The following is a 19235-nucleotide window of genomic DNA, read 5'->3' as shown; positions in this document are numbered from 1 at the left end:
GGGCATGAGCGGTATGGAGGAGGATGAGGGCGCGGGCGCCTCGCGGTGGGCGCTCGTCCTGGGAGCCTCATCGGGCACGGGAGCCGCCATCGCGGAGGCCGTGGCGCGCAGGCCCGGGCTGGACGTCTTCGGCGTCCACCGCGGGCGGTACCCGGACAGCGGCGCGCGCATGGAGCAATCGGTGCGAGGGGCGGGGCGCCGCGCGGTGCTCTGGCAGGCGGACGCGTCCACGCCGGAGGCCGCCGAGGCCGGAGTGGAGGCCCTGCGGCGGGAGGCCGGCCCTCGCAGCGTGAAGCTCTTCGTCCACTCGATTGCAGGTGCATCGGTGGGACACTTCCTGGCGGCGGGCGAGGACCGGCTGCACGCGCGCCGCATCCGCCGCACCTTCGACACCATGGCGCACTCGTTCATCTACTGGGCGCAGGCGCTGGTGGCGGCGGACATGCTGGCGCCGGAGGCCCGGCTGCTCGGCCTGCAGAACCCGCTGGACGTGACGCACCTTCACAACACCGGGCTCATCAGCGCGTCCAAGGCGGCGCTGGAGATGTACGTGCAGCACCTGGCGATGGAGCTGGGGCCGCTCGGGCACCGCGTCAACCTGCTCAAGTTCGCCACGGTGATGACGCCCGCGCTGAGGCACGTGTACTCGCCGGAGGCGCTGGCACGGCTGGAGGCCGCGCACACGCGGATGCACCCGGCCGGGCGCATGTGCACGGTGGAGGAGGTGGCCCGCTTCGTCAGCGTGCTCGTCGGTGATGACGCCGCGTGGTTCAACGGCGCCACCATCGACTTCACCGGCGGCATGACGCTGAGGCTGATGGACCTGGTCCTGAATCCATGACCGGGCCCACCGCCAGCGGTCGCTGGCTCAGAAGAGCGGACCGTCCTCCTCCTCCTGGGTGAGCCGCCGCTCGTTGTAGGCGGTGATGAGCCGGCTCAGCAGGGCCTCGCGCTGGGCCTTCGGCATGCCGGGGAGCATGGCTCGCAGCGAGAGCATGTCCTCCTGTCGCCAGCGCCCCGTGCTCAGCGCGGCCTCCACCACGCGGTCGCCTCGCGACACGAGGGTCTCTGCTTCCACGCGCGCGCGCTCCCGGGCCTCTTCGTCGACCTCTTCCTCGGGAGCCGCCGCCAGGGCCGTGGCGGCGGGCAGCGGCGCGGAGAGCGTGGGCAGCGGCGCGGCGGACGGAGCGCGGGCCAGGTCCGCGAGGCGCGAGTCCAGCGCGCCCACCTGGGCCCGCAGCGAGACGAGCAGGGCCCGCTGCTGCTCCAATTGCTCCTGGACTTCGGGGCCCTGCCGGAGCGCTGGCCCGGAGTCCGTGCTCCGGGCCAGGCCATACCCGCCCACGCCCGCGAGGGCGACGCTGAGCAGCCAGCCTCCCATCAATGACAGGCGCATGGGCGTGAGGCTCGGGCTCAGTGCGACTTGGGGTCCAGGCAGGACATGCTCTCCACCACCATGGAGCTGCACGTGCCCGCCGTGTCCCACGCGAAGTACACGTACGCGTCCTCCGTCATGGAGTTGAGGACGTTGACGTAGGCGGGGTCGCTGGTGCCGCAACTGCCGGTGTTGCCCGAGGCATCGCGGGCGCTACAGAAGGCGTAGCCCCACGAGTAGGTGATGCAATAGATGTTCGACACGGTGTCGGCGCTGTTGCGCACGGTGCCCAGCGCGCCGCGCGCCCACCGGTTCGTCGCGTCCACCGCCGCGAGACTGCTGCACTTCGACCCGGCCTGCGCCACCGTGGGAGCCAGCGCCAACAACGGAAGCATCATCGCCATCTTCGCGAGCTTCATGTGCATGACCTCTCAGCTCCGCCCCGGAAAGTCGGAGGCGGTTCGCACGGGAGAACGGCACCCACGGGTTTCCTTCGCCCGCACGCGCGCGGCGCTTCACGTCCCCCCGGGCTGGGGGCCGTGTGGACCCAAGCACTCCGAGTGCCCCGCGAGCCAGTGTGCCGGGGGCGGTCCGCTTCCCACCTTCGCGCGAGCGTGGAGGTGGTCATGGCAAGGCAGGAGAAGGGTCGGAAGAGCAGGCGAAGTGTTTCCCCGGCGGGGCGCACCGCGGCGAAGCCCAACAAGGTCCTCGGTGGGAACCTCTCCACCCGTCCGGTACCCACCGGTCGCGCACGGACCGGGGCCGGTGGAGCGGGGCCCCCGGCCGTGGACCTCCGGAACCTGCCCGCCTGCATCCAGGACGTCGTGCTGTCCGCCCAGGACACCGACCCGGGTCCACCGGAGCCGCTCGACTACCACCAGCTCCGGGGGCGCATCGAAGCGGCCCGGGTCACCCTGCCGCCGCTCTACCGCGAGGCGGTCCTCGTGCCCTTCCTGACCATCCTGGACCAGCTCGGGCCCCAGGGTTACGCGGAGGTGCTGCTCAGAGACCCCAACCGCGAGCGCGAGGCGGGGCTGTTGCTCGACGCGGCGCACACCATCCTGCAGAACGGTGAGAACTACCTGCTCGTCGCGACGGACGCCTTCGAGGAGGTGGTGAGTGACTTGTATGACGGCTTCCTCAGCGCCGAGGACCGCCGGGGTGTGGAGCCGCCCGACCTGGGTGTCATTCCCCCACTGGTGAAGTGGGGCAACCCTGACTTCGGACCGTACACGTGGCCGGTGGACGTGACGTCCGCCGTGCTGGACATGGACGCCGGCATCGTCAACCTTCCGCCGGCGCACGCGAGGTCGGGCCTGCTGGCCTGGGCCGCGCTCGGGCACGAGGTGGGAGGGCACGACATCCTGCACGCCGACGTGGGGCTCCCGGAGGAGCTCTCCGCCGCGGTGAACGAGCGCCTCGCCGCGGAAGGGCTCCCCGCGCTGGGGAACTACTGGAGCGAGCGCATCGACGAGACGGCGTCCGACGTCCTCGGCATCCTCAACATGGGGCCGGCGGCGGGCATCGGCCTCATCGGCTACTTCCGGGGGCTGAGCCTCGCCTTCGGTGGGCCGGGGAAGCTGCGCAACCGGGGGCCCTCGGCGGACCCGCATCCCGCCGACATCCTCCGGGGCTTCCTGGCGGGCTACACCGTCGCGCGCCTGCGCTTCGACCAGGCGGCGGCGTGGTCCCAAGCCATCCTCGCGGAGACGGAGAAGGACCTGGTCCCCGCGGAGCTCGTGCTGGCGGGAACGAAGGTGTCCCCCGACGATGCACGCAAGTCCGCCCGGCTGGTCGCGGACACGATTGTCATGCACAAGCTGACGGCGCTCGAGGGACATGCCCTGGGGTCCATCCAGAACTGGCGCAACCGGGACGAGCTGAAGGTGGAGGACATGCGCCGCCTGCTCGTCACCGGCGTGGGGACGCTCTCCGAGCGCGTCACCGAGGGCGTCTACGCCGCGCACCTGGTGGCGGCGGCCGTCACGGCCGCGCTGGCCGCAGAGGCCGACGTGAAGAGAATCTTCGACCGGATGATTCGGCTGCTGAAGCAGATGCACGACCAGAATCCGTCGTGGGGCCCGCTCTTCATCCGGCACCGGGGAGATGTCACGCCGCACTACTTCTATCCGTATCCGTCGCGGATGACGTGAGCCGGAGCCTCAGAACACCGAGAGGCCGGTGAGGGTGGTGAAGCGGTCCAGCGCCTCCACACCGGCCACGGAGTTGCCCCGGGCATCCAGCCCGGGGCTCCACACGCAGAGGCCACAGCGGTTGGGGATGACGGCGATGATGCCGCCACCCACGCCGCTCTTGCCGGGCAGGCCGACGCGGTAGGCGAACTCGCCCGCGGCATCGTAGGTGCCGCAGGTGAGCATCACCGCGTTGACCTGCTTGGCCTGGCTGCGGGTGAGCAGCCGTTCCCCGCTGGCGCGCTGGCCGTGACGTGCGAGGAAGCCACAGGCACGGGCGAGGTCCGCGCAGCTCGCGGTGAGGGAGCACTGCCAGAAGTAGTGCTCCAGCACCTGGGGGACGGGGTTCTCGATGTTGCCGTAGCTGGCCATGAAGTGGGCCAGGGCGGAGTTGCGGTGGCCATGCTCGGCCTCGGAAGCGGCGACGCCGGGGTCGAAGTCGAGCGCGGGGTTGCCGCTCTCCGCGCGGAGGAAGTCGCGCAGCACGCCGCGGGCGTCACCGGTGAGGCGCAGGAGCCGGTCGGTGATGACGAGCGCGCCCGCGTTGATGAACGGGTTGCGAGGGATGCCCTGCTCGTATTCGAGCTGGACCAGGGAGTTGAAGGGATTGCCCGAGGGCTCCTTGCCCACGCGCCGCCAGACGGCGTCACCGTCCCGGGCCAGGGTGAGGGCGAGGGTGAAGACCTTGGAGATGCTCTGGACGGAGAAGGGGATGCGCCAGTCGCCGACGCCGTAGACGTCGCCGTCCACGGTGGCCAGCGCCATGCCGAAGCGGCCCGGGTCCACCGCCGCGAGCGCGGGGATGTAGTTGGCGACACGTCCCTGGCCAATCACGGGGCGTACCGCTGCCATCACTTCGTCGAGAATCGCCTGGTAGTCCATTGCGCGCCCGTCCACCTTGGGGGCGCATGATAGGCGGCTCGTGTGGTTTCACGTCATTGCGCGTCGTGGAAGATGACGCCGAGCGTGTGCCGCCGTCCGGAGCGCAGCCGGCTCACACCATGGCGGAGGTTGACGCGATAGTACCCGCGCGTGCCCTTCACGGGCCGGTGATGGACCGCGAAGATGACGCCGTCACCCTGGGCCAGGGGCACCACCTCCGCGCGGGACTGCATGCGGGGGCGTTGCTCGGTGAGCACGAACTCTCCGCCGGTGAAGTCCTGACCCGGCGCGGAGAGGAGGAAGGCGACCTGCAGCGGGAAGACGTGCTCGCCGTAGAGGTCCTGGTGGAGGCAGTTGTAGTCGCCCTCACCGTACTGGAGGAGCAGCGGCGTGGGCCGCGTCTGCCCGGCCTCGTGGCAGCGCGTGAGGAAGTCCGCATGCGCGTCCGGGTAGCGCACGTCGATGCCCATCGTCTCGTTCCACCGGTTGGCGATGCGAGAGAGCGGCGGGTACAGCTCGGTGCGGAGGGTGGAGACCGTGTCCGGGAGCGGGTGGGCGAAGTACTTGTACTCACCGCGCCCGAAGCCGTGCCGCGCCATGACGACCCGGCTGCGGAACGCGGTGTCCGACGCGTAGGTGTCCGCGAGCGCCAGACACTCCGAGGGAGCAAGCAGCGCGCTCACGGTGGCGCAGCCCTGGGTGTCGAGGTCCTGGGTGATGCGCTCCCAGTCGAGCGCGGCCACGCGCTCCATGAGCGTGGGGTGCTTCCGGCGGCGAAGGGCGGCGGTCATGGACGAGAGATGCCGCATCCGCGCCCCCGGGGCGACCCGGTAGTTGCGGTCATCAGCGTTGCGGACTGGGGGCCGGCGCCGGCAGCTCGTGGGGAGCCTCGATGTCCATCCACGTGAGCGGGGCGCCAGCGGGCATGCCGTAGGCAACGGGCCGGTTGAGGACGAACGGGGCTGAGTCCTCGCCGACGAACACCGGGGGCCAGAACTCCTCGGGGAGCGAGAGCTTCTTCAGCAAAGCAGGCTGCAGCACGGTGCCGGGAGCAAGCTCCCGGGCGGCGATGGCAATGGCCCGGGCCTTCCGAAAGGTCTTCTTGAGCTGGCCCTTCTCGAAGTCGAGCTGCCGCACCACGGAGCCATCCGCATTCATCCAGCGCCAGGTTCCATCCGGCAGGCCCGCGGTGAACGTGGCCTGGAGCTCCGCGGACTCGGTCCCGTCGGGAATCCTCCACGCCCCCTCGCGGAGTCCGTCCTGGTAGCGCCCCTCGGCCACCAGCGCCCCCGCATTCCGCAGCACCCAGCGCCCATGGGGCCTGCCCTTCACGTAGCTCGCCTCGACGATGGGCAGAGCCTGTCCCGCCTCCCAATGCTTCCATGCGCCCGTGCGCTTCCCCTCCTCGTACTGGCCTTCCTCGACGAGTCCGCGCCCCAGGCGGTCCCAGGCCTTCAACGGACCGTGACGTGTGCCGTCCGGCTTCTGGCAGAACGACACCCAGCCCGGGAGCAGGTGCGTCCACTTCGCGCCTCCGGGCACGCCCTGGACGCGGCCCGTCCCGGCCGGGCACGCGAAGCCTTCTGCCTGGGGAGGCCCCTTCTCCTCATAGGCATTGCCCGCTACTTCGAAGAGCCACTCGCACCGGGGTTCACTCGCGTAGGTGGCCAGCTGCGGGTAGCGGAGCACGTCTCCCTGTTCGAGCGATGTCAGCAGCCGCTGCCCCACCACCGTGCCCATCGCGTTCTCCAGCACCCAATAGCCGCTGACGAACGAACTGCGAGCACGAAGGGGCGCCAGCATGTCTCGGGTCAGCACGGTCCCCTCCGGCAGGGCGCGCGCGGCGGTCAGCACGGGGACCACGTCCGCGAGAGCCGGTGCGCTCGGGTAGGCCCGCTTCCGTTTCCCCGCCGCCTTCATCCAGTCGCAGTAGGGCCGATACTGCGTGGGACTGTTGTAGACGGTGGCCATCTGCGACCACTGGAGCGGCTCGCCCGACTCGAGGGGCTCGAGCAGACGCTGGTCGACCACAAAGGCCACGTCCTTCGGGAGGACCATGGACTTCGTCACGAGGGAGGAAGGCAGGCGCCGCTCGGATAGCGACTCGTACTGCAACATCGTTCCCGCCGGCAGCGCCCTGGCCGCCACCACGACGGCGTTGTCTTCCCCTGCGTGTGCGGAGTGGGCTGCAAGGCAGAGCAGGAGGAGCGTGAAGGACAGGCGCATGACGCCAGTGCATCAGGTGTCGAACGCGCCCGCCATCCGGAACGACAGGCAGGAGGGAAACGACGACGCCGGTTCATCAATCACAGACACGGCGTCTCTGGACGACAGCCCCGGGGACAGTGCGGGTGGGACCTCCGAGTAGAACGCACTGGGAGATGCATCCTCGGAGCGACCCGACAGTTGCGGTGAAAGCCAGTGAACCAAGTCCCTGCGTGAGCAGGGCCCGAGGAGGTCCGCGTGGTATGCGGGGCGGATGATTCGCGTGAGCCTTGCGGGAGCGACCGGCTGGGTGGGACAGCCGCTCGCGGCGGCAATCGAAGCCGCCGAAGACCTCGAGCTGGTGGCGGCGGTGGCACGTCGCGCCCGGGGAGAACGGCTGGGCGGGCTGACCATCTGCGGCTCGGTCGAGGAGGCGCTGGCCATCCCCTCGGACGTCTTCGTTGACTACACCAGCGCCGCGGCCGTGAAGGAGCACGTGCTGGCGGCAGTCCGTGCCGGCCGGCACGTGGTCGTCGGCAGCTCGGGCCTGAGCGACGACGACTTCCGCGAAATCGACCCGGCCGCCAGGAGCGCCAACGTGGGCGTGCTCGCGGTGGGCAACTTCGCGATTACCGCCGCGCTGCTGCAGCGCTTCGCCGTCGAAGCCGCCCGGCATCTGTCGTCGTGGGAAATCATCGACAGCGCCTACGAGGGGAAGATGGACGCGCCCAGCGGCACGGCACGGGAGCTGGCATGGCGACTCTCGGAGGTGCGCGCTCCCGACGTCGAAGTCCCCGTGGAGAAGACCGTCGGAGACGTCGCCGCGCGAGGAGCCGCGGTGAACCAGTCCCGCATCCATTCGATTCGCCTTCCCGGCTATACGATTGGAGTGGAGGTCCGCTTCGGACGGCAGCATGAGCGGCTGACCCTGTCCTACGACGGAGGGCCTGGAGCAACGCCCTACGTCGAGGGAACGCTGCTCGCGATTCGCAAGGTGCGCGAGTTCACCGGAGTCGTGCGTGGAATGGACCGCATCCTCTAGCGAGCCTGCCGCCGATACAGCCCGGGAGGCACGCCCATGACCCGGCGGAACGCCCGGTTGAATGCGAACTCGGAGTCGTAGCCGACGCGCGCCGCAATCGCCGCGAGCCCATCTTCGCCCTCGCGCAGCAGGACGGCGGCCTCCTGCATTCGCAGCCGCGTGAGGTACGCGTGCGGCGCCATTCCCACCTCGGCCGCGAAGCGCCGTGCGAGCGTCGCCCTCGACGTCCCAGAGCGACGCGCCAGCTCGCTCACGTCCCAGTCCCGCCCGGGCTCGGAGTGCATCCACCCCAGCGCGCTGGCGAGCGTCCTGTCCCCGAGCGCGCCCAGCAACCCCGCCCCGCCCGGCGGCTGCGAGTCGGCCCAGGCGCGCAGCACCTGCACCAGCAGGATGTCGAGCAGCCGGGAGATGACCACCGAGGCCCCACGCTCACCGCGCTCGTACTCCCGCTCCAGCAGGGCCACCGTGGGCAACATGGCGCGGACGGGCTCGGAGTCACCGCGCAGGTGCACCCGCGCGGGCAGCAGGCGCAGCACCGGGTGCGCACCGGGCTCGTCGAATGCGAAGTGGCCACAGAGAAACCGCGACTCCGCGCCGCTGCCGCCCAGCACGTACGTGGACCCGTCTCCCCGCCCCGCCAGCCACTGCTCCAGCGGCACCTTCGGAGTGCGCGGCGAGTCCGCCACGGCATGCCCGTCCCCCCGGGGCAGCAGCACGACATCCCCCGTCTCCAGGGCAATCACCTCACGTCCCTGCACCAGGTGACCACGCCCCGAGGTGACGAGGTGCATGGTCGCCACGGCCGTCGGCGGGAAGCGCAGGCCCCAGGGTGCGCGAGCCACGGTGCGGCAGTAGAGCTGCCCCCGTAGCCGGGTGCGCTCGAGAATCTGCCCGAGGAGGTCGGAAGCACGAGAGACGTCCATCTCCCCAAGTTACCAACAGCCCGCCCGGCCTGCCCGGCGCATGAGCGCTTCGGACAAAACCTTGAGCGTCCGGCGAATGGCACTCGAAGCCCGCGCCGGGCACATTCCTCCTCGTGAAGCGCGCCACAGCGCGCTCGGAGGCACCATGGAACCGCGTCGAGATACCTTGTCCTGGAAGCTCACTTCCCCCACGGCCGTGATGACCCTGCTGCTGGGGGCGTTCATGCTCTACATCAGCATCAACACCATGGTGGACCCGGTGAACGCGGCGCGGGGCTTCGGGCTGCCCCTCTCCGGGTCCGAAGCCCTCCCCTGGCTGAGCGTCAAGTCCGGGCGAGACCTCGGCATCGGGCTGTTCATCGTGGCCCTGGTCGCGACCCGGCAACGGCTCGCGGCGGGACTCTTCGTGCTCGCCAGCATCGTGATGCCCGTGGTGGACGCGCTGACCGTCCTGAAGGGCGGCGCATCGCTTGCCCTGGCGCTCTCGGTCCACGGCAGCGCCGCGGTCTACGGAGTCGTCCTCTCCGCGGCGCTGCTGCTCCCGTCCGCCATCCGGAACGACAGGCAGTAGTAGAACGGCGCCACCTGCTCCTCAATCACAGACACCGCGCCACGGGGCAACAACTCCCGAGGACAGTGCGGGTCTCGTGAGTAGAACGTAATCGCCCGGAACGCCGCGCGCTGGAGCAGCGAGGGCCGGAAGGCCGGGTCCAGTTGCTCGTCCACCACCACCAGCGGCGTCCCGGGTCTCGCCACGCGGGCCATCTCCGCCAGCGCCCTCGCCGGCTCCCGGTACCCGCCAATCCCTCCCACGTGCAACACCCGGTCGAACATCCCGTCCGGAAACGGCAGCGCATGCGCGTCCGCCATCATCAGCCGCACGGACTCATACCCGCCGCGCACGAGCCGCCGCCGGCAGTGCTTCAGCATGCCCTCGCTCAGGTCCACGCCCCACACCTCCACGTCCTGCCCGTGCGGCAACGCCCCGCGAATCAGTGGCAGGTTCGCCCCCGAGCCCACGCCCACCTCCAGCACCCGCACCGGCTGCCCGTCCTCGCGCGGCCGGAGCATCTCCAATTCCAGCCGGCGCATGTACCGCTCGCGCATCCGCGACTCGGTGACGGACTGGAGCAGCGGCGTCAGCACCGCGGTCAACGGATCATGCAGCACGGGCAGCCCGTCGTAGATGACGCGCATCAGCCGGTCCGTGCCGCGCACCGCGTCCTCGCGGTACAGCCGCGCCATTCCCCGCTCCACCGCCCACGCCTCGCCGCAGCCGCCGCAGCGCAACCAGCCGTGGAAGACGCGCCCGTCCCGCTCCTGCCCGTGGAACACCAGCGTCCCACCACAGGCCGGACAGGCCAGCCGCTCCACGTCCCGGACGAAGGCCCCCGTCATACCCGCCGCAGCGACTCCGCCCGCGTCCACGCCAGCTCCTCCCGCGTGCCCAGCTCCGTGAACAGCTCCGCCGCGCGCTGCGCGTGCATCCGCCGCGCGGGGTCATCCGACGGCAGGTGGCGCGCCAATTCCAGCCGCGCCCTCGCCGCCTCGAAGGCCGTGCCCTTCTTCTCCGCCGCGTGGATGCACCGGCGCCACGACTCGTACGCGCGCGGCGCGTCTCCCGCCACCCAGGCCTCGCGCCCCCGCCACAGCAGGGACGCCGGCTTGCCGAAGGGGAACACCTTCGCGAACGCATCCACCGCCTTGCGCGCCGCCTTCGCGCTGGCCGCCAGCGAGGCATCCACGCCGCCGTCCTGCTCCCACAGCGTGAGCAGCACCTCCGCCACCGACATGGCGCCGAAGTAGACGAAGTGCGCCACCGGCTTGCCGGCCGACAGCTTCGCCAGCGCCTTCTCCGCCGCCTCGCGCGCCCCGCCGGGGTTGCCCTCGCGCAGCCGCAGCAGCGCCAGCGTGCCCTCCACGATGATGCGGTCCGTGATGCCGCCGTGCGCCTCCGTCCACTCCAGCGTCTGCTCCAGCAGGGCGCGCGCCTTCACGTAGTCGCCCAGCCGCAGGTGGATATGCGCCTGGTAGTGCAGCGCCCAATGTTGGGACTGGGCGGCGTCGCGCCGCCGCGCCGAGGTCTCCAACCACGCCAGTAGCGGCAGGCTCTGGGAGAACCTCCCCTGGTAGAGGTACGTCACATTCAGGAACGAGCGACACTCCTCCGCCAGCCGCAGGTCTCCCGTCGAGTCGACGATGCCGATGGCCCGCAGCACCCACTCCTCCACCTCCGCCCACCGCGCCACGTACGCTGCGTACACGGCGTTGCGGACCAGCACGTAGGCCAGGTCCGAGGGGCTGCCCACGCGCTCGGCCACGTCCCGCGCGCGCCCCGCCCACGCCTCCGCCACCGGGTGGATGGGCACCGTGCCCACCACCACCGCCATGTTGGTGTAGCCGCGCGCCAGCTCCGGCGACGCGCCCGCGGGCTCGCACAGGTTCAGCATGCGCAGGCCGGACCAGAGCACCGGCAGCGCCTCCTGCGCGTAGATGTACGCGTCGGTGAGCCGCATCAGCAGCCGGCCCGCCACCAGACGCACCCGGCGCTTTTCCTCCGTCTCCGCGTCGTACACGTCCGGCCGTGCGCTCTGCGCCAGCCGCAGCGCCACCTGCCCCAGCGTGCCCAGCACCCAGCCCACCTTGCTGGACGGCACCGGCCAGCCGAAGTGCTTCAGCGCCTGCTCCGCCAGGGTGCGGAACTCCGCCAGCTCCCCGAGCTGGAAGCGGGCCTCGGCCAGCAGCGCCTCCAGATGGCCCAGGCTGACGGCGTCTCCGCCCTGCTCACTCACGAGCTCCAGCGCGCGCAGCAGGAAGGGCACCGCCTCGCGGCACGCGCCCACCCGCAGCGCGTCCTCGCCGGCGTGCCGCGCGTACTTCGCCTCGCGCACCCGGTCTCCCGCCGCGCCCCAGTGGTAGCAGAGCGCCGCCGTCCACTCCGAGCCGTTCCCGTGCGCCGCCTCCAGCGCCACCGCCACGCGCCGGTGCAGCCCGGGCCGTTCCTCTGTGGACAGCTCCTCCAGCACGCCCTCACGCAGCTTGTCGTGCGCGAAGCGCCACCGGCCGTCCGCCACGTCCAGCACCGCCGCGCCCGCGCACTCGTTCAACCAGCGCTCCACGTCCGCGCCGGGCGCCGCGCGCTCGAGCAGCGCGACGTCCACGTGACGGCCCTGGATGGCGGCCAGCTTCAGCAGCTCGCGGTGCGGCGCGGGCACCTTCTCCAGCCGCCGGCTCACCAGCCGGCGCACGCCGCCCGCGAAGACGCGCTCGGGCAGCGCCATGTCACCCAGCTTGTCGAGCCCGCCCGCCTCCTCCGCCAGCGCGCGCACCACCTCCACGAGGAAGAAGGGGTTGCCCTCCGTCTCCCGTCGCAGCCAGTCCACCAGGTGCGGCCGCGCCCCCTGCGCGCCAATCATCGACTGACTGAGCACCGCGATTTCCAGCGCGTCCAGCCGAGGCAACCGCAGCACCTGCATGTCCGGCAATTGCGACGGCAGCTCCGGCGCCTCGTCGTCACGGAAGCTGCCCAACAGCAGCAGCCGCTGCCCGCCCGCGCGCGTGGCGAGCCGGGCCAGCAGGAGCAGCGACTCGCTGCGGGCCCACTGCAAGTCCTCCAGGATGACGACGGTGGGCTGGGGCAGCCGGGCGAAGACGTCCTCCACCACCTGCATCAGCCGCGCCTGCGCCATCTCCGCGCCCAGCTCCGCGGGGTCTTCCACCGTCTTGCCGAGCAGCGACTCCAAGTCCGGCACCAGCGGCTTGAGGACGCTGGCCTCGCGCTCCTCCAGCGTGGTGAGGATGGACAGCCAGCGCAGCACCGGGCGCCACTCCTGGTACGGACTGCTGCCGGCGGCCACCGCCTGCCCGCGCAGCACCGCCATGCCCCGCACCAGCGCGAGCGCACGCAGCTCCTCCAGGAGCCGCGACTTGCCCACGCCGCTCTCGCCGCCCACGAGCCACGCGGCGCCGCGGCCCCTGCGCGCATCCTCCAGCACACCGGACAGCCGCACCTGCTCGCGGGCCCGGCCCACGTAGCGCGCGGCCTGGAGGAAGCTCTCGCGCGTGGCGGCGGACTCCCGCGGCACGGACTGGCCGGTGGCGGCGCGGAGCGCGGCAATCACCTCGTCCGCGCCGCGCGGGCGCTTCCTCGGCTCCGGCGACACCAGCCGCTCCAGCAGCGCCTTGAGCGCGGGAGGAAAGCCCGGCGGCGCGTCCACCCGGCCCGCATGCGGGAGCCGATGGAACATCATCTGGCACGCCATGGCGCCCACGCTGAAGAGGTCCGTCACCTCCGAGGGCGGCTGGTCCTCGAACAGCTCCGGCGCGAGGTAGCCCGGCGTCCCCGCGGGCTGCGCGCGGTGCACGTGCTCGCGCCCCACCGCGAGCCCGAAGTCCACCACCTTCACCTGCCCATGGGCCACCAGCACGTTGGCGGGCTTCAAGTCGCGGTGGATGATGCCGCGCCGGTGCAGGTACGCGAGCGCGTCCAGCGTCTGGAGCAACAGGTCCACCTGCACGGAGAGCGGCCTGCCCGCGCCGGCCTCCACCAGGTGCTTCGCGTCCTCCAGCAGGTCCATGGCCAGGTACGGCCGGCGCTCGGCGTCGAAGCCGTAGTCGAGCACGCTGATGACATGCGGGTGTCGCACCGACGCGAGCGTCTGGAACTCGTGCGCCAGCGACAGCGCCAGCTCATGGCGCGCGGCGGAGGACGGGGTGCCCGGGCTCTGCGGCAGCCGCGCCAGGTCCTCCAGCGTCCGGTGCAGCAGCTTCACCGCGACGGGGCCGGCGAGCAGGTCCTGCGCCCGCCACACGGTGCCCGCGCCGCCCCGACCCAGGAAGTCGAGGATGCGGTAGCGGCCTCCCACCACCTCGCCGTCCATGGGACGACGAGCCGGATCCTCCGGCCGAAGCTGGGTGTCGAGAGGGTGTTGACGCATGGGGGGCCGCCCGCCCCGCATGATACAGACAACCCGGAAAACCGAGTGGGTTGTATCGCGACCCGGACGCCGCGTGTGTCTTCCTGCTCAGTTCCAGGCGATGTCGTAGACGGCTTCCTCGCCGTCGTGCCGGAGAATCTGGACGGTGGGCTGCCGGGCCCCGCTGGCCTCCAGGCCCGCGAGGAAGAGGCCCACGTAGAAGCCGGGCACCACCACGGGCCGGCAGGTGAGCGCATACCGGGTGGGCCCGAGCTGCTCCATCTGGGCCTCCAGATAGTTGGTGCCCGTACGAAGGTTGCGCGTCATCCGCGCCAGCATCCGCTCCGGCCCGAGCAGGCGCACGGTGGCCAGCAGCGCGTTGCCGATGAGCGTGGAGCTGAACCCCTGCACGAAGCGGCGGCCCACCACGGCCGCGCCTTCGTCGAGGGGAACCTGCGGGGCGAGCGTGTCCGCCGCGACGCGCAAGGCCCCCACCCACACGTCCAGCGGGTAGGCCGGCGCGAGCGAGCCCTTCGCGTTGACACCCACCTTCTGCAGGCGCCCGGCGCAACGCTCGTCGAGCTGGTCTCCCAGCGCTCGGATGAGGCCTTCGAAGCTCTGCTGGAACACGAGGGGTTCTGGAGTTTGCAAGCGGGCGCATGGTAGCTCGCCTGCCTGCTGGCTCAATCCGACAGGTAGCCGCGGGCGGTTCAGCGGTCGACAGAGTCCCTGTCCCACAGGATGACGCACCCGGTCCGACTCCCTACCTCCGAGAGTCCAGGGGGCGTCCGGCGTATGCGTCGATGGGTGGCGGTGGCGATGGCGGTGGCGGCGCTGACGGGGTGCGCCGCCGGCTGCTCGAAGGAGAAGTCGCGGCCGTTCCAGCTCAAGGGGCCGGTGGGCTCACAGGGCCCGGACCTCGCGGTGGCGCTGTATCAAACGGTGGGCGTGCGGATGGTGCCCGCCAATCACATCCGCTGGGCGAACAACGGCACCGTCTTCGACGCCATGGCCGAGGAGGTGAAGAAGGCCCGCGTCTCCGTCAACATCGTCATGTTCATCTGGAGGCCGGGGCGTGCGTCGGACCAGGTGCTGGAGGCCCTCACCGCGCGGGCGAAGGACGGCGTCACGTGCCGCGTGCTGGTGGACCCGCTGGGCAGCCCCAGCTTCGAGACGCAGGTGAAGCCCCGGCTGGAGGCGGCCGGCTGCCGCGCGCACCTGTTCCGCCCGCTGCCGGCGGATGAGAACCTGGCGCGCAACCACCGCAAGCTGCTCATCGTCGACGGCCAGACGGCCATCACCGGCGGCCTGGCCATTCAAGACGAGTGGCTGGGCGAAGGCCTGAAGGAGAAGGAGTACCGCGACACCAACGCGTGGGTGCGAGGCCCGGTGGTGTCGCAGATGCAGCAGGCCTTCGCGGAGAACTGGCAGGAGGCCAGCGGCGAATTGCTGCCCGCGAGCGACTTCCCCGCCCTGGCGGACGCGGTGCCCGGCCTGGACGGCGCGGGCGAGGGCTGGGCCGCCTTCGTGGGCAGCACGGCGAACCCCGAGGTGACGCGCGCCGAGCGGCTCACCCAGCTCATGGTGCGCGCGGCGCAGAAGCGGCTGTGGATTGCGCAGGCGTACTTCACGCCGAACGACGCGCTGACGAAGCAACTGGTGGAGCGGGCCCGCGCGGGCGTGGACGTGCGGGTGCTGGCGCCCGGGGACTACAACGACCAGAAGGTCATCACCGTGGCCCAGCGCGCGGCGTACGACACGCTGCTGGAGGCGGGCGTGCGCATCTGGGAGTACCAGCCGTCGATGATGCACGCGAAGACGATGCTGGTGGATGACCGGCTCGTGCTGGTGGGCTCCATCAACTACGACCCGTTCTCCTTCAACCTGCTGGAGGAGGGCTCGCTGGTGCTCCAGGACGACGTGGCCGCCCAGTCCATGGAGGCGTTCTTCCTGGAGGACCTGGAACACGCGAAGGAAATCCGCGCCGAGCGGGCCGCGCGCTAGGCTGCAGCGCACCCCAGCCCTGGAGCGCCCCATGGAAACGCCGTCCCGTCACCTGTTCGTCGCCGGAGCCACCGGAGCCACCGGACGCACCCTGATGCGGCAGGCGCTCGCGCGCGGCGTGCCCGTGATTGCGCACGTGCGGCCGAAGAGCGCGGGCAGTGATTTGGCGAAGGAGTGGCCGCGCAAGGCGGTGGTGGAGCTGTCCGACGGCGAGACGCTCATCGAGATGATGAGTGGCTACACCACGGTGCTGCAGCTCATCGGCACCATGCGCAAGCGCTTCGACGCGGGCGACACCTACGAGACGAGCGACATCGGCACCACGCGGCAGCTCGTGGAGGCGGCGAAGCGCGCGGGCGTGGACCACTTCGTGCTGCTCAGCAGCATGGGCGCGGGCCGGCCGGTGGGCGCGTACCTCAAGGCCAAGGCGGAGGCCGAACGGCTGGTGCGCGACAGCGGCATCCCCTGGACGATTGTGCGGCCCCCGGCCTTCGAGGGCGAGTACCACGAGCCGCCTTCCCTCCTCCGCGTCTTCTCCCGGCTGCCGCTCTTGGGGAAGCTGCGCCCCATCCACCTGGAGCAGCTCGCCGCCGTCCTCCTGCGCGTCTCGGAGAAGCGGGGGCCCCTCAACGCGGTGCTGGAGGGAGACAGCCTCTGGGCCGAGGTGAAGGCCACGGGCGTGAAGCCCCCTGTCACACCGTGAAGGCCTTGAGCGTCACGCGCCGGGCAGCGGGGTCCACGGTGATGGAGCTGTTGTCCGCGAGGAAGCCGCCGTCCCCCAGCCGGATGCGCCCTACGTAGCTCCCAGGCTGGTCCGGGTGCGGGGTGAGCTGGGAAACGAAGGACTCGAAGTCCCCCGGCGGCAGCGTGAAGGAGAGCTCCAGGTGCCAGTCCTGGAAGCCCTCGTAGCGGATGCGCACGTCGGCGGCGCTCGGGGGCACGGGCACCGGGAAGAAGGTGTCGAAGAGCCTGCGCTGCTCCGCCACCGAGAAGTCCCGCTCGTCCTTGTCGGTGCCGAGGAAGTCGACGTCATCGAAGGCCCACAGCAGGCCACCGACTCCCAGACACGAGCCCAGCACGAGAACGACGGCGAGGGCGCTCCACTTGCCAGCGGACATGGGGCGATCAGCGCGTGGGGTTCGGGCCGCGCCGGCTCGGGAGCGGCGTCGTCACGGGACTGTCGGTGCCGGAGGCCTTGGCGTGGGCCTCGCGGACGGGTGCCAGGAGCGCGTCGTACATGGCCGGCAGTGTCCCCTGGCGGGGGGCCGGATTCCAAGCGGGTCAGCTTTGCGCCCGGAAGAGGGCCATGCAGCCGTGCAGGGTAACTTGAGACTCCTTGAAGCGCTGGCGGAGGGCGCGCTCCAGTGACTCCAGCGTGTCCTGCTCGTTGGAGAAGAGACCCCTGCGGTTGTAGGTCTTCATCAGCATGCGGGCCTGGGCGCTGCGCGGCACGTCGCCCTGCAGGAGGGTGGCGCCGAAGACGCAACCGCCCGGGTTGAGCAGGGGGCGGAGGTGGTCGAAGGCGACGGCCTTCTCGTCCATGGAGCCGGGCAGGCAGTGCAGCAGGTTGTTGAGGCCGATGGAGTCGAAGCGGGGCGCGTCGAAGTCGATGGGGTCGAGCACGTTGCGCCGGTACGTCTCCGGCACGTAGCGCGCGGCGCGGCTGGCGGCGTACTCCAGGCTGTTGGCATTGAGGTCCATCAATGCCAGACGCGGCGTGGGGGAGGGATAGCGGCAGAACGCGGTGTAGTAGCCGGTGCCCACGCCCACGTCGAGGTGGTTGGCGGAGACGTGGGTGTCGTACCAGCCGAGCTGGACCGGGGTGGGGCATTTCCAGACGAAGCGGTTGGAGTAACCCAGCACGCCCACGTCGTAGAAGACGCGCAACGTCCACCACGTGTACGCGGACTGGCCCGCATGCACCTCGGGCGACAGCGACAACTCCAGCGAGGGAGTCTCCATCGGTCACGGCTCCTGGACATGTGTGGGCGACCGCAACCCTATACCCTGTCCGATGTGCGACGAGCGATGGGGCCCAAGGGCAACCCGGCTCATGAAGCAGCCGGGCTGCATGCTGAACAGTGGGCCAACTGCCTACGGGAGCCGGTCTTGCGGCAGGTTGTTCTGGACGCCCGTGACGGCCGGGCGTGAAGAGCTCCCGGCGCGGTACAGCAGGTCCTGCCAGACAATCGGCGAGCGGGTGCGGAAGGCGCTGGTGAGGCTGATGACTGGCGTGCCGCTCCGGCTCAGCTGGAAGGAGGGCTGGTTGTTCGCCTTCATGGGCGCGTCGAAGAACTGTGGGCCCGCCTGGACGTCGGCGGTGTAGGCCGTGCCGCCCGAGGTGATTTGAACGCGCCCGCTCGACGTGAGCATGGCGAGGAGGAAGACCCTGTCCACCAGGGCCACGCCGTTCTTCGAGGCGGTGGGCTTGGGCTGCTGGACGGTGTCGTACGGCTCGGCACCCAGGTGCATGCGGTGCGAGTAGTAGAGGACATCTCGCACGAGCACCGGCTGCTGGCGCGTCTTGAACCAGGTCGAGTAGTACGCCGTCAAATCGTAGAACGCGTACTGCAAGGCCGAGTTGGGCCGGAGGGCGTGACCTTCGTAGTGGTCATTCCAGGTGAGGATTTGAACCATCTTCACGCCCGAGTCGATGGCTGCCTTCCAGGTGTTGTACTGGGTCTTGAAGCCCGCGGTCTCCGTGGTGATGGAGCCCGTGGGCCGGTTGTCCGTGTGGCTCACCGGCGGCGAGTAGGGCACGCCGTTGAGGTCGCCCCAGGCCTTGAGCGTGTTGATGCCGCTCAGCGGGTTGGACGTGTACGGGAGGTTGTCCCAGCGCGAGAAGGTGGCGCCGACCATGAACGGCTTCAGCGCGTTGCGGTTGGCCTCTGAAGGGTCGAGCAGGGTTCCCCAGAGCACCGCGTCCATGCCGTGGACCGTCTTGAGCTGGTCGAAGAACTGCTGCCACCAGGTGACGGGCAGGGCCTCGGGCCGGAAGCTGCCGACGACGTATTTGCCGTTGAGCTTCCGCCAGGACGCGCGGGTCTTGAAGGTCGCGAGGTCGTCCGCGCGCTGGCGGGGTTCGTCCTTGCCGCTGTTGGTGGAGAGGATGTGCGCGTCGATGTTGGGGATGACGTAGAAGGGGGCGCTGGGGTTCTCGGTGTTGAACTCGTCGGCCGCGTTGAAGAGGTCGGTGAGCCACTTCCAGCGAGGGTCGGTGGTCCGGAACCAGTGGTTGATGAGGAACCCGTCCACGCCGACGGTGGCGGCGGTCTGGAGGTCCTGCTTCATGTCGCGCTTGCCGTAATCCGGTTCCACCGCGGGAATGGCGAGGATGGGGACGGGGCGGTCGCGAAGGTAGCCACCGATGGACGCGTAGGTGCCCGTGGGTTGGAGCCAGCGCGTGTATTGGTCGTAGTACTGGCCGCCGCTGGAGCCGTAGCTGCGCAGCGGGAAGTTGTGCCAGTGCGCGAAGACCTTGTACTCGCTGGTGGCGAGGTCGGCCCGGGCCGGCAGGTCGAACGGCAGGAGGCCGTTGGGCAGCTCGAACGGGGCCTTCGTGGCCAGGGCTGATTCTTCTGTGCGCGCGTCCGCTTCCGTTCCTGCAGACTCGGGAGGAGCGCAGGCCGACATTTCCGTTACAACAGTAAGCAAAAGGATGAAGAAACCAGGCTTCGTCGTGAACAAGGGGAGCCC

At 70.6% G+C, this 19235-nt stretch carries 18 protein-coding genes; 6 read left to right on the top strand and 12 right to left on the bottom strand.

The features are described from left to right. Nucleotides 1-13: 13 nt before the first annotated feature. Nucleotides 14-841 (top strand): SDR family NAD(P)-dependent oxidoreductase, encoded by an 828-nt coding sequence (locus OV427_RS22515; RefSeq protein ID WP_267863464.1) that lies wholly within the window; start codon nucleotides 14-16, stop codon nucleotides 839-841. Between the two features lie 27 nt (nucleotides 842-868). On the opposite strand, the gene OV427_RS22510 is transcribed toward OV427_RS22515, so the two are convergent. Further along, nucleotides 869-1396 carry a hypothetical protein gene (locus tag OV427_RS22510; protein ID WP_267858201.1) on the bottom strand — a complete coding sequence of 176 codons (528 nt, stop codon included), beginning with the start codon at nucleotides 1394-1396 and terminating at the stop codon, nucleotides 869-871. Nucleotides 1397-1413: 17 nt separating this feature from the next. Then, complete coding sequence (locus OV427_RS22505) at nucleotides 1414-1794, bottom strand: hypothetical protein (protein WP_267858200.1); 381 nt, start codon at nucleotides 1792-1794, stop codon at nucleotides 1414-1416. 366 nt (nucleotides 1795-2160) lie between these two features. Here OV427_RS22505 and OV427_RS22500 point away from each other — a divergent pair, with 366 nt between their 5' ends. Continuing rightward, nucleotides 2161-3528 (top strand): hypothetical protein, encoded by a 1368-nt coding sequence (locus tag OV427_RS22500; RefSeq protein ID WP_267858199.1) that lies wholly within the window; start codon nucleotides 2161-2163, stop codon nucleotides 3526-3528. 9 nt (nucleotides 3529-3537) lie between these two features. On the opposite strand, the gene OV427_RS22495 is transcribed toward OV427_RS22500, so the two are convergent. Genes OV427_RS22495 through OV427_RS22485 form a run of 3 tightly spaced genes read right to left on the bottom strand, consistent with a single transcriptional unit; the run spans nucleotide 3538 to nucleotide 6675 of the window. Continuing rightward, nucleotides 3538-4449 (bottom strand): glutaminase, encoded by a 912-nt coding sequence (locus OV427_RS22495; RefSeq protein ID WP_267858198.1) that lies wholly within the window; start codon nucleotides 4447-4449, stop codon nucleotides 3538-3540. Between the two features lie 53 nt (nucleotides 4450-4502). Next, nucleotides 4503-5240, bottom strand: coding sequence for a 2OG-Fe(II) oxygenase (locus OV427_RS22490; RefSeq protein ID WP_267858197.1), 738 nt, complete (start codon nucleotides 5238-5240; stop codon nucleotides 4503-4505). A gap of 52 nt (nucleotides 5241-5292) precedes the next feature. Next, nucleotides 5293-6675: an SAF domain-containing protein gene (locus tag OV427_RS22485; protein ID WP_267858196.1), complete on the bottom strand. Its 1383-nt coding sequence runs from the start codon at nucleotides 6673-6675 to the stop codon at nucleotides 5293-5295. A 262-nt stretch (nucleotides 6676-6937) separates the two neighbouring features. Between OV427_RS22485 and dapB the strand changes: the two genes are divergently transcribed. After that, nucleotides 6938-7696 (top strand): 4-hydroxy-tetrahydrodipicolinate reductase, encoded by a 759-nt coding sequence (gene dapB, locus OV427_RS22480; RefSeq protein WP_267858195.1) that lies wholly within the window; start codon nucleotides 6938-6940, stop codon nucleotides 7694-7696. On the opposite strand, the gene OV427_RS22475 is transcribed toward dapB, so the two are convergent. After that, a complete protein-coding gene (locus OV427_RS22475) occupies nucleotides 7693-8619 on the bottom strand; it encodes an AraC family transcriptional regulator (protein ID WP_267858194.1) in 927 nt (308 codons plus the stop codon). The genes dapB and OV427_RS22475 overlap by 4 nt on opposite strands. Before the next feature lie 145 nt (nucleotides 8620-8764). On the opposite strand from OV427_RS22475, the gene OV427_RS22470 reads away from it, so the two are divergent. Further along, nucleotides 8765-9190: a DUF4267 domain-containing protein gene (locus tag OV427_RS22470; RefSeq protein WP_267858193.1), complete on the top strand. Its 426-nt coding sequence runs from the start codon at nucleotides 8765-8767 to the stop codon at nucleotides 9188-9190. On the opposite strand, the gene OV427_RS22465 is transcribed toward OV427_RS22470, so the two are convergent. The 3 genes from OV427_RS22465 to OV427_RS22455 form a co-directional block, all read right to left on the bottom strand. Beyond that, nucleotides 9127-10017, bottom strand: a complete 891-nt coding sequence (locus tag OV427_RS22465; RefSeq protein ID WP_267863463.1) for a methyltransferase domain-containing protein — start codon at nucleotides 10015-10017, stop codon at nucleotides 9127-9129. The two genes, OV427_RS22470 and OV427_RS22465, sit on opposite strands and share 64 nt — an antisense overlap. After that, complete coding sequence (locus OV427_RS22460; protein WP_267858192.1) at nucleotides 10014-13556, bottom strand: serine/threonine-protein kinase; 3543 nt, start codon at nucleotides 13554-13556, stop codon at nucleotides 10014-10016. The genes OV427_RS22465 and OV427_RS22460 overlap by 4 nt, the downstream gene beginning before the upstream one ends. Nucleotides 13557-13643: 87 nt before the next feature. Then, nucleotides 13644-14165 carry a DUF2378 family protein gene (locus OV427_RS22455; protein ID WP_267858191.1) on the bottom strand — a complete coding sequence of 174 codons (522 nt, stop codon included), beginning with the start codon at nucleotides 14163-14165 and terminating at the stop codon, nucleotides 13644-13646. A gap of 165 nt (nucleotides 14166-14330) precedes the next feature. Between OV427_RS22455 and OV427_RS22450 the strand changes: the two genes are divergently transcribed. Both OV427_RS22450 and OV427_RS22445 read left to right on the top strand, forming a co-directional pair. Continuing rightward, the gene (locus tag OV427_RS22450; protein ID WP_267858190.1) at nucleotides 14331-15539 is read left to right on the top strand and encodes a phospholipase D-like domain-containing protein; all 1209 of its coding nucleotides are present in this window, start codon (nucleotides 14331-14333) and stop codon (nucleotides 15537-15539) included. Between the two features lie 31 nt (nucleotides 15540-15570). Further along, the gene (locus tag OV427_RS22445; protein ID WP_267858189.1) at nucleotides 15571-16242 is read left to right on the top strand and encodes an SDR family oxidoreductase; all 672 of its coding nucleotides are present in this window, start codon (nucleotides 15571-15573) and stop codon (nucleotides 16240-16242) included. Here OV427_RS22445 and OV427_RS22440 read toward each other — a convergent pair. From OV427_RS22440 to OV427_RS22430, 3 genes are all read right to left on the bottom strand, one after another. Next, a complete protein-coding gene (locus tag OV427_RS22440; protein WP_267858188.1) occupies nucleotides 16232-16657 on the bottom strand; it encodes a hypothetical protein in 426 nt (141 codons plus the stop codon). The two genes, OV427_RS22445 and OV427_RS22440, sit on opposite strands and share 11 nt — an antisense overlap. Before the next feature lie 163 nt (nucleotides 16658-16820). After that, nucleotides 16821-17501, bottom strand: a complete 681-nt coding sequence (locus tag OV427_RS22435; protein ID WP_267858187.1) for a class I SAM-dependent methyltransferase — start codon at nucleotides 17499-17501, stop codon at nucleotides 16821-16823. Between the two features lie 132 nt (nucleotides 17502-17633). Continuing rightward, nucleotides 17634-19172: an endo-1,3-alpha-glucanase family glycosylhydrolase gene (locus OV427_RS22430; RefSeq protein ID WP_267858186.1), complete on the bottom strand. Its 1539-nt coding sequence runs from the start codon at nucleotides 19170-19172 to the stop codon at nucleotides 17634-17636. Nucleotides 19173-19235 lie beyond the last annotated feature (63 nt).

It is taken from the genome of Pyxidicoccus sp. MSG2 (genome assembly GCF_026626705.1).
Taxonomy (GTDB): domain Bacteria; phylum Myxococcota; class Myxococcia; order Myxococcales; family Myxococcaceae; genus Myxococcus.
The sequence above is the reverse complement of the archived record's forward strand: the minus strand, read 5'-3'. Positions and strand labels throughout refer to the sequence as shown.

Excerpts from the sequence above, each read along its gene's own strand:
- OV427_RS22515 (WP_267863464.1), top strand. The coding sequence starts at position 14 with ATGGAGGAGGATGAGGGCGCGGGCGCCTCGCGGTGGGCGCTCGTCCTG.
- OV427_RS22510 (WP_267858201.1), bottom strand. The coding sequence starts at position 1,396 with ATGCGCCTGTCATTGATGGGAGGCTGGCTGCTCAGCGTCGCCCTCGCG.
- OV427_RS22505 (WP_267858200.1), bottom strand. The coding sequence starts at position 1,794 with ATGAAGCTCGCGAAGATGGCGATGATGCTTCCGTTGTTGGCGCTGGCT.
- OV427_RS22495 (WP_267858198.1), bottom strand. The coding sequence starts at position 4,449 with ATGGACTACCAGGCGATTCTCGACGAAGTGATGGCAGCGGTACGCCCC.
- OV427_RS22490 (WP_267858197.1), bottom strand. The coding sequence starts at position 5,240 with ATGACCGCCGCCCTTCGCCGCCGGAAGCACCCCACGCTCATGGAGCGC.
- OV427_RS22485 (WP_267858196.1), bottom strand. The coding sequence starts at position 6,675 with ATGCGCCTGTCCTTCACGCTCCTCCTGCTCTGCCTTGCAGCCCACTCC.
- OV427_RS22475 (WP_267858194.1), bottom strand. The coding sequence starts at position 8,619 with ATGGACGTCTCTCGTGCTTCCGACCTCCTCGGGCAGATTCTCGAGCGC.
- OV427_RS22470 (WP_267858193.1), top strand. The coding sequence starts at position 8,765 with ATGGAACCGCGTCGAGATACCTTGTCCTGGAAGCTCACTTCCCCCACG.
- OV427_RS22465 (WP_267863463.1), bottom strand. The coding sequence starts at position 10,017 with ATGACGGGGGCCTTCGTCCGGGACGTGGAGCGGCTGGCCTGTCCGGCC.
- OV427_RS22460 (WP_267858192.1), bottom strand. The coding sequence starts at position 13,556 with ATGCGTCAACACCCTCTCGACACCCAGCTTCGGCCGGAGGATCCGGCT.
- OV427_RS22450 (WP_267858190.1), top strand. The coding sequence starts at position 14,331 with ATGCGTCGATGGGTGGCGGTGGCGATGGCGGTGGCGGCGCTGACGGGG.
- OV427_RS22445 (WP_267858189.1), top strand. The coding sequence starts at position 15,571 with ATGGAAACGCCGTCCCGTCACCTGTTCGTCGCCGGAGCCACCGGAGCC.
- OV427_RS22440 (WP_267858188.1), bottom strand. The coding sequence starts at position 16,657 with ATGTCCGCTGGCAAGTGGAGCGCCCTCGCCGTCGTTCTCGTGCTGGGC.
- OV427_RS22435 (WP_267858187.1), bottom strand. The coding sequence starts at position 17,501 with ATGGAGACTCCCTCGCTGGAGTTGTCGCTGTCGCCCGAGGTGCATGCG.
- OV427_RS22430 (WP_267858186.1), bottom strand. The coding sequence starts at position 19,172 with ATGTCGGCCTGCGCTCCTCCCGAGTCTGCAGGAACGGAAGCGGACGCG.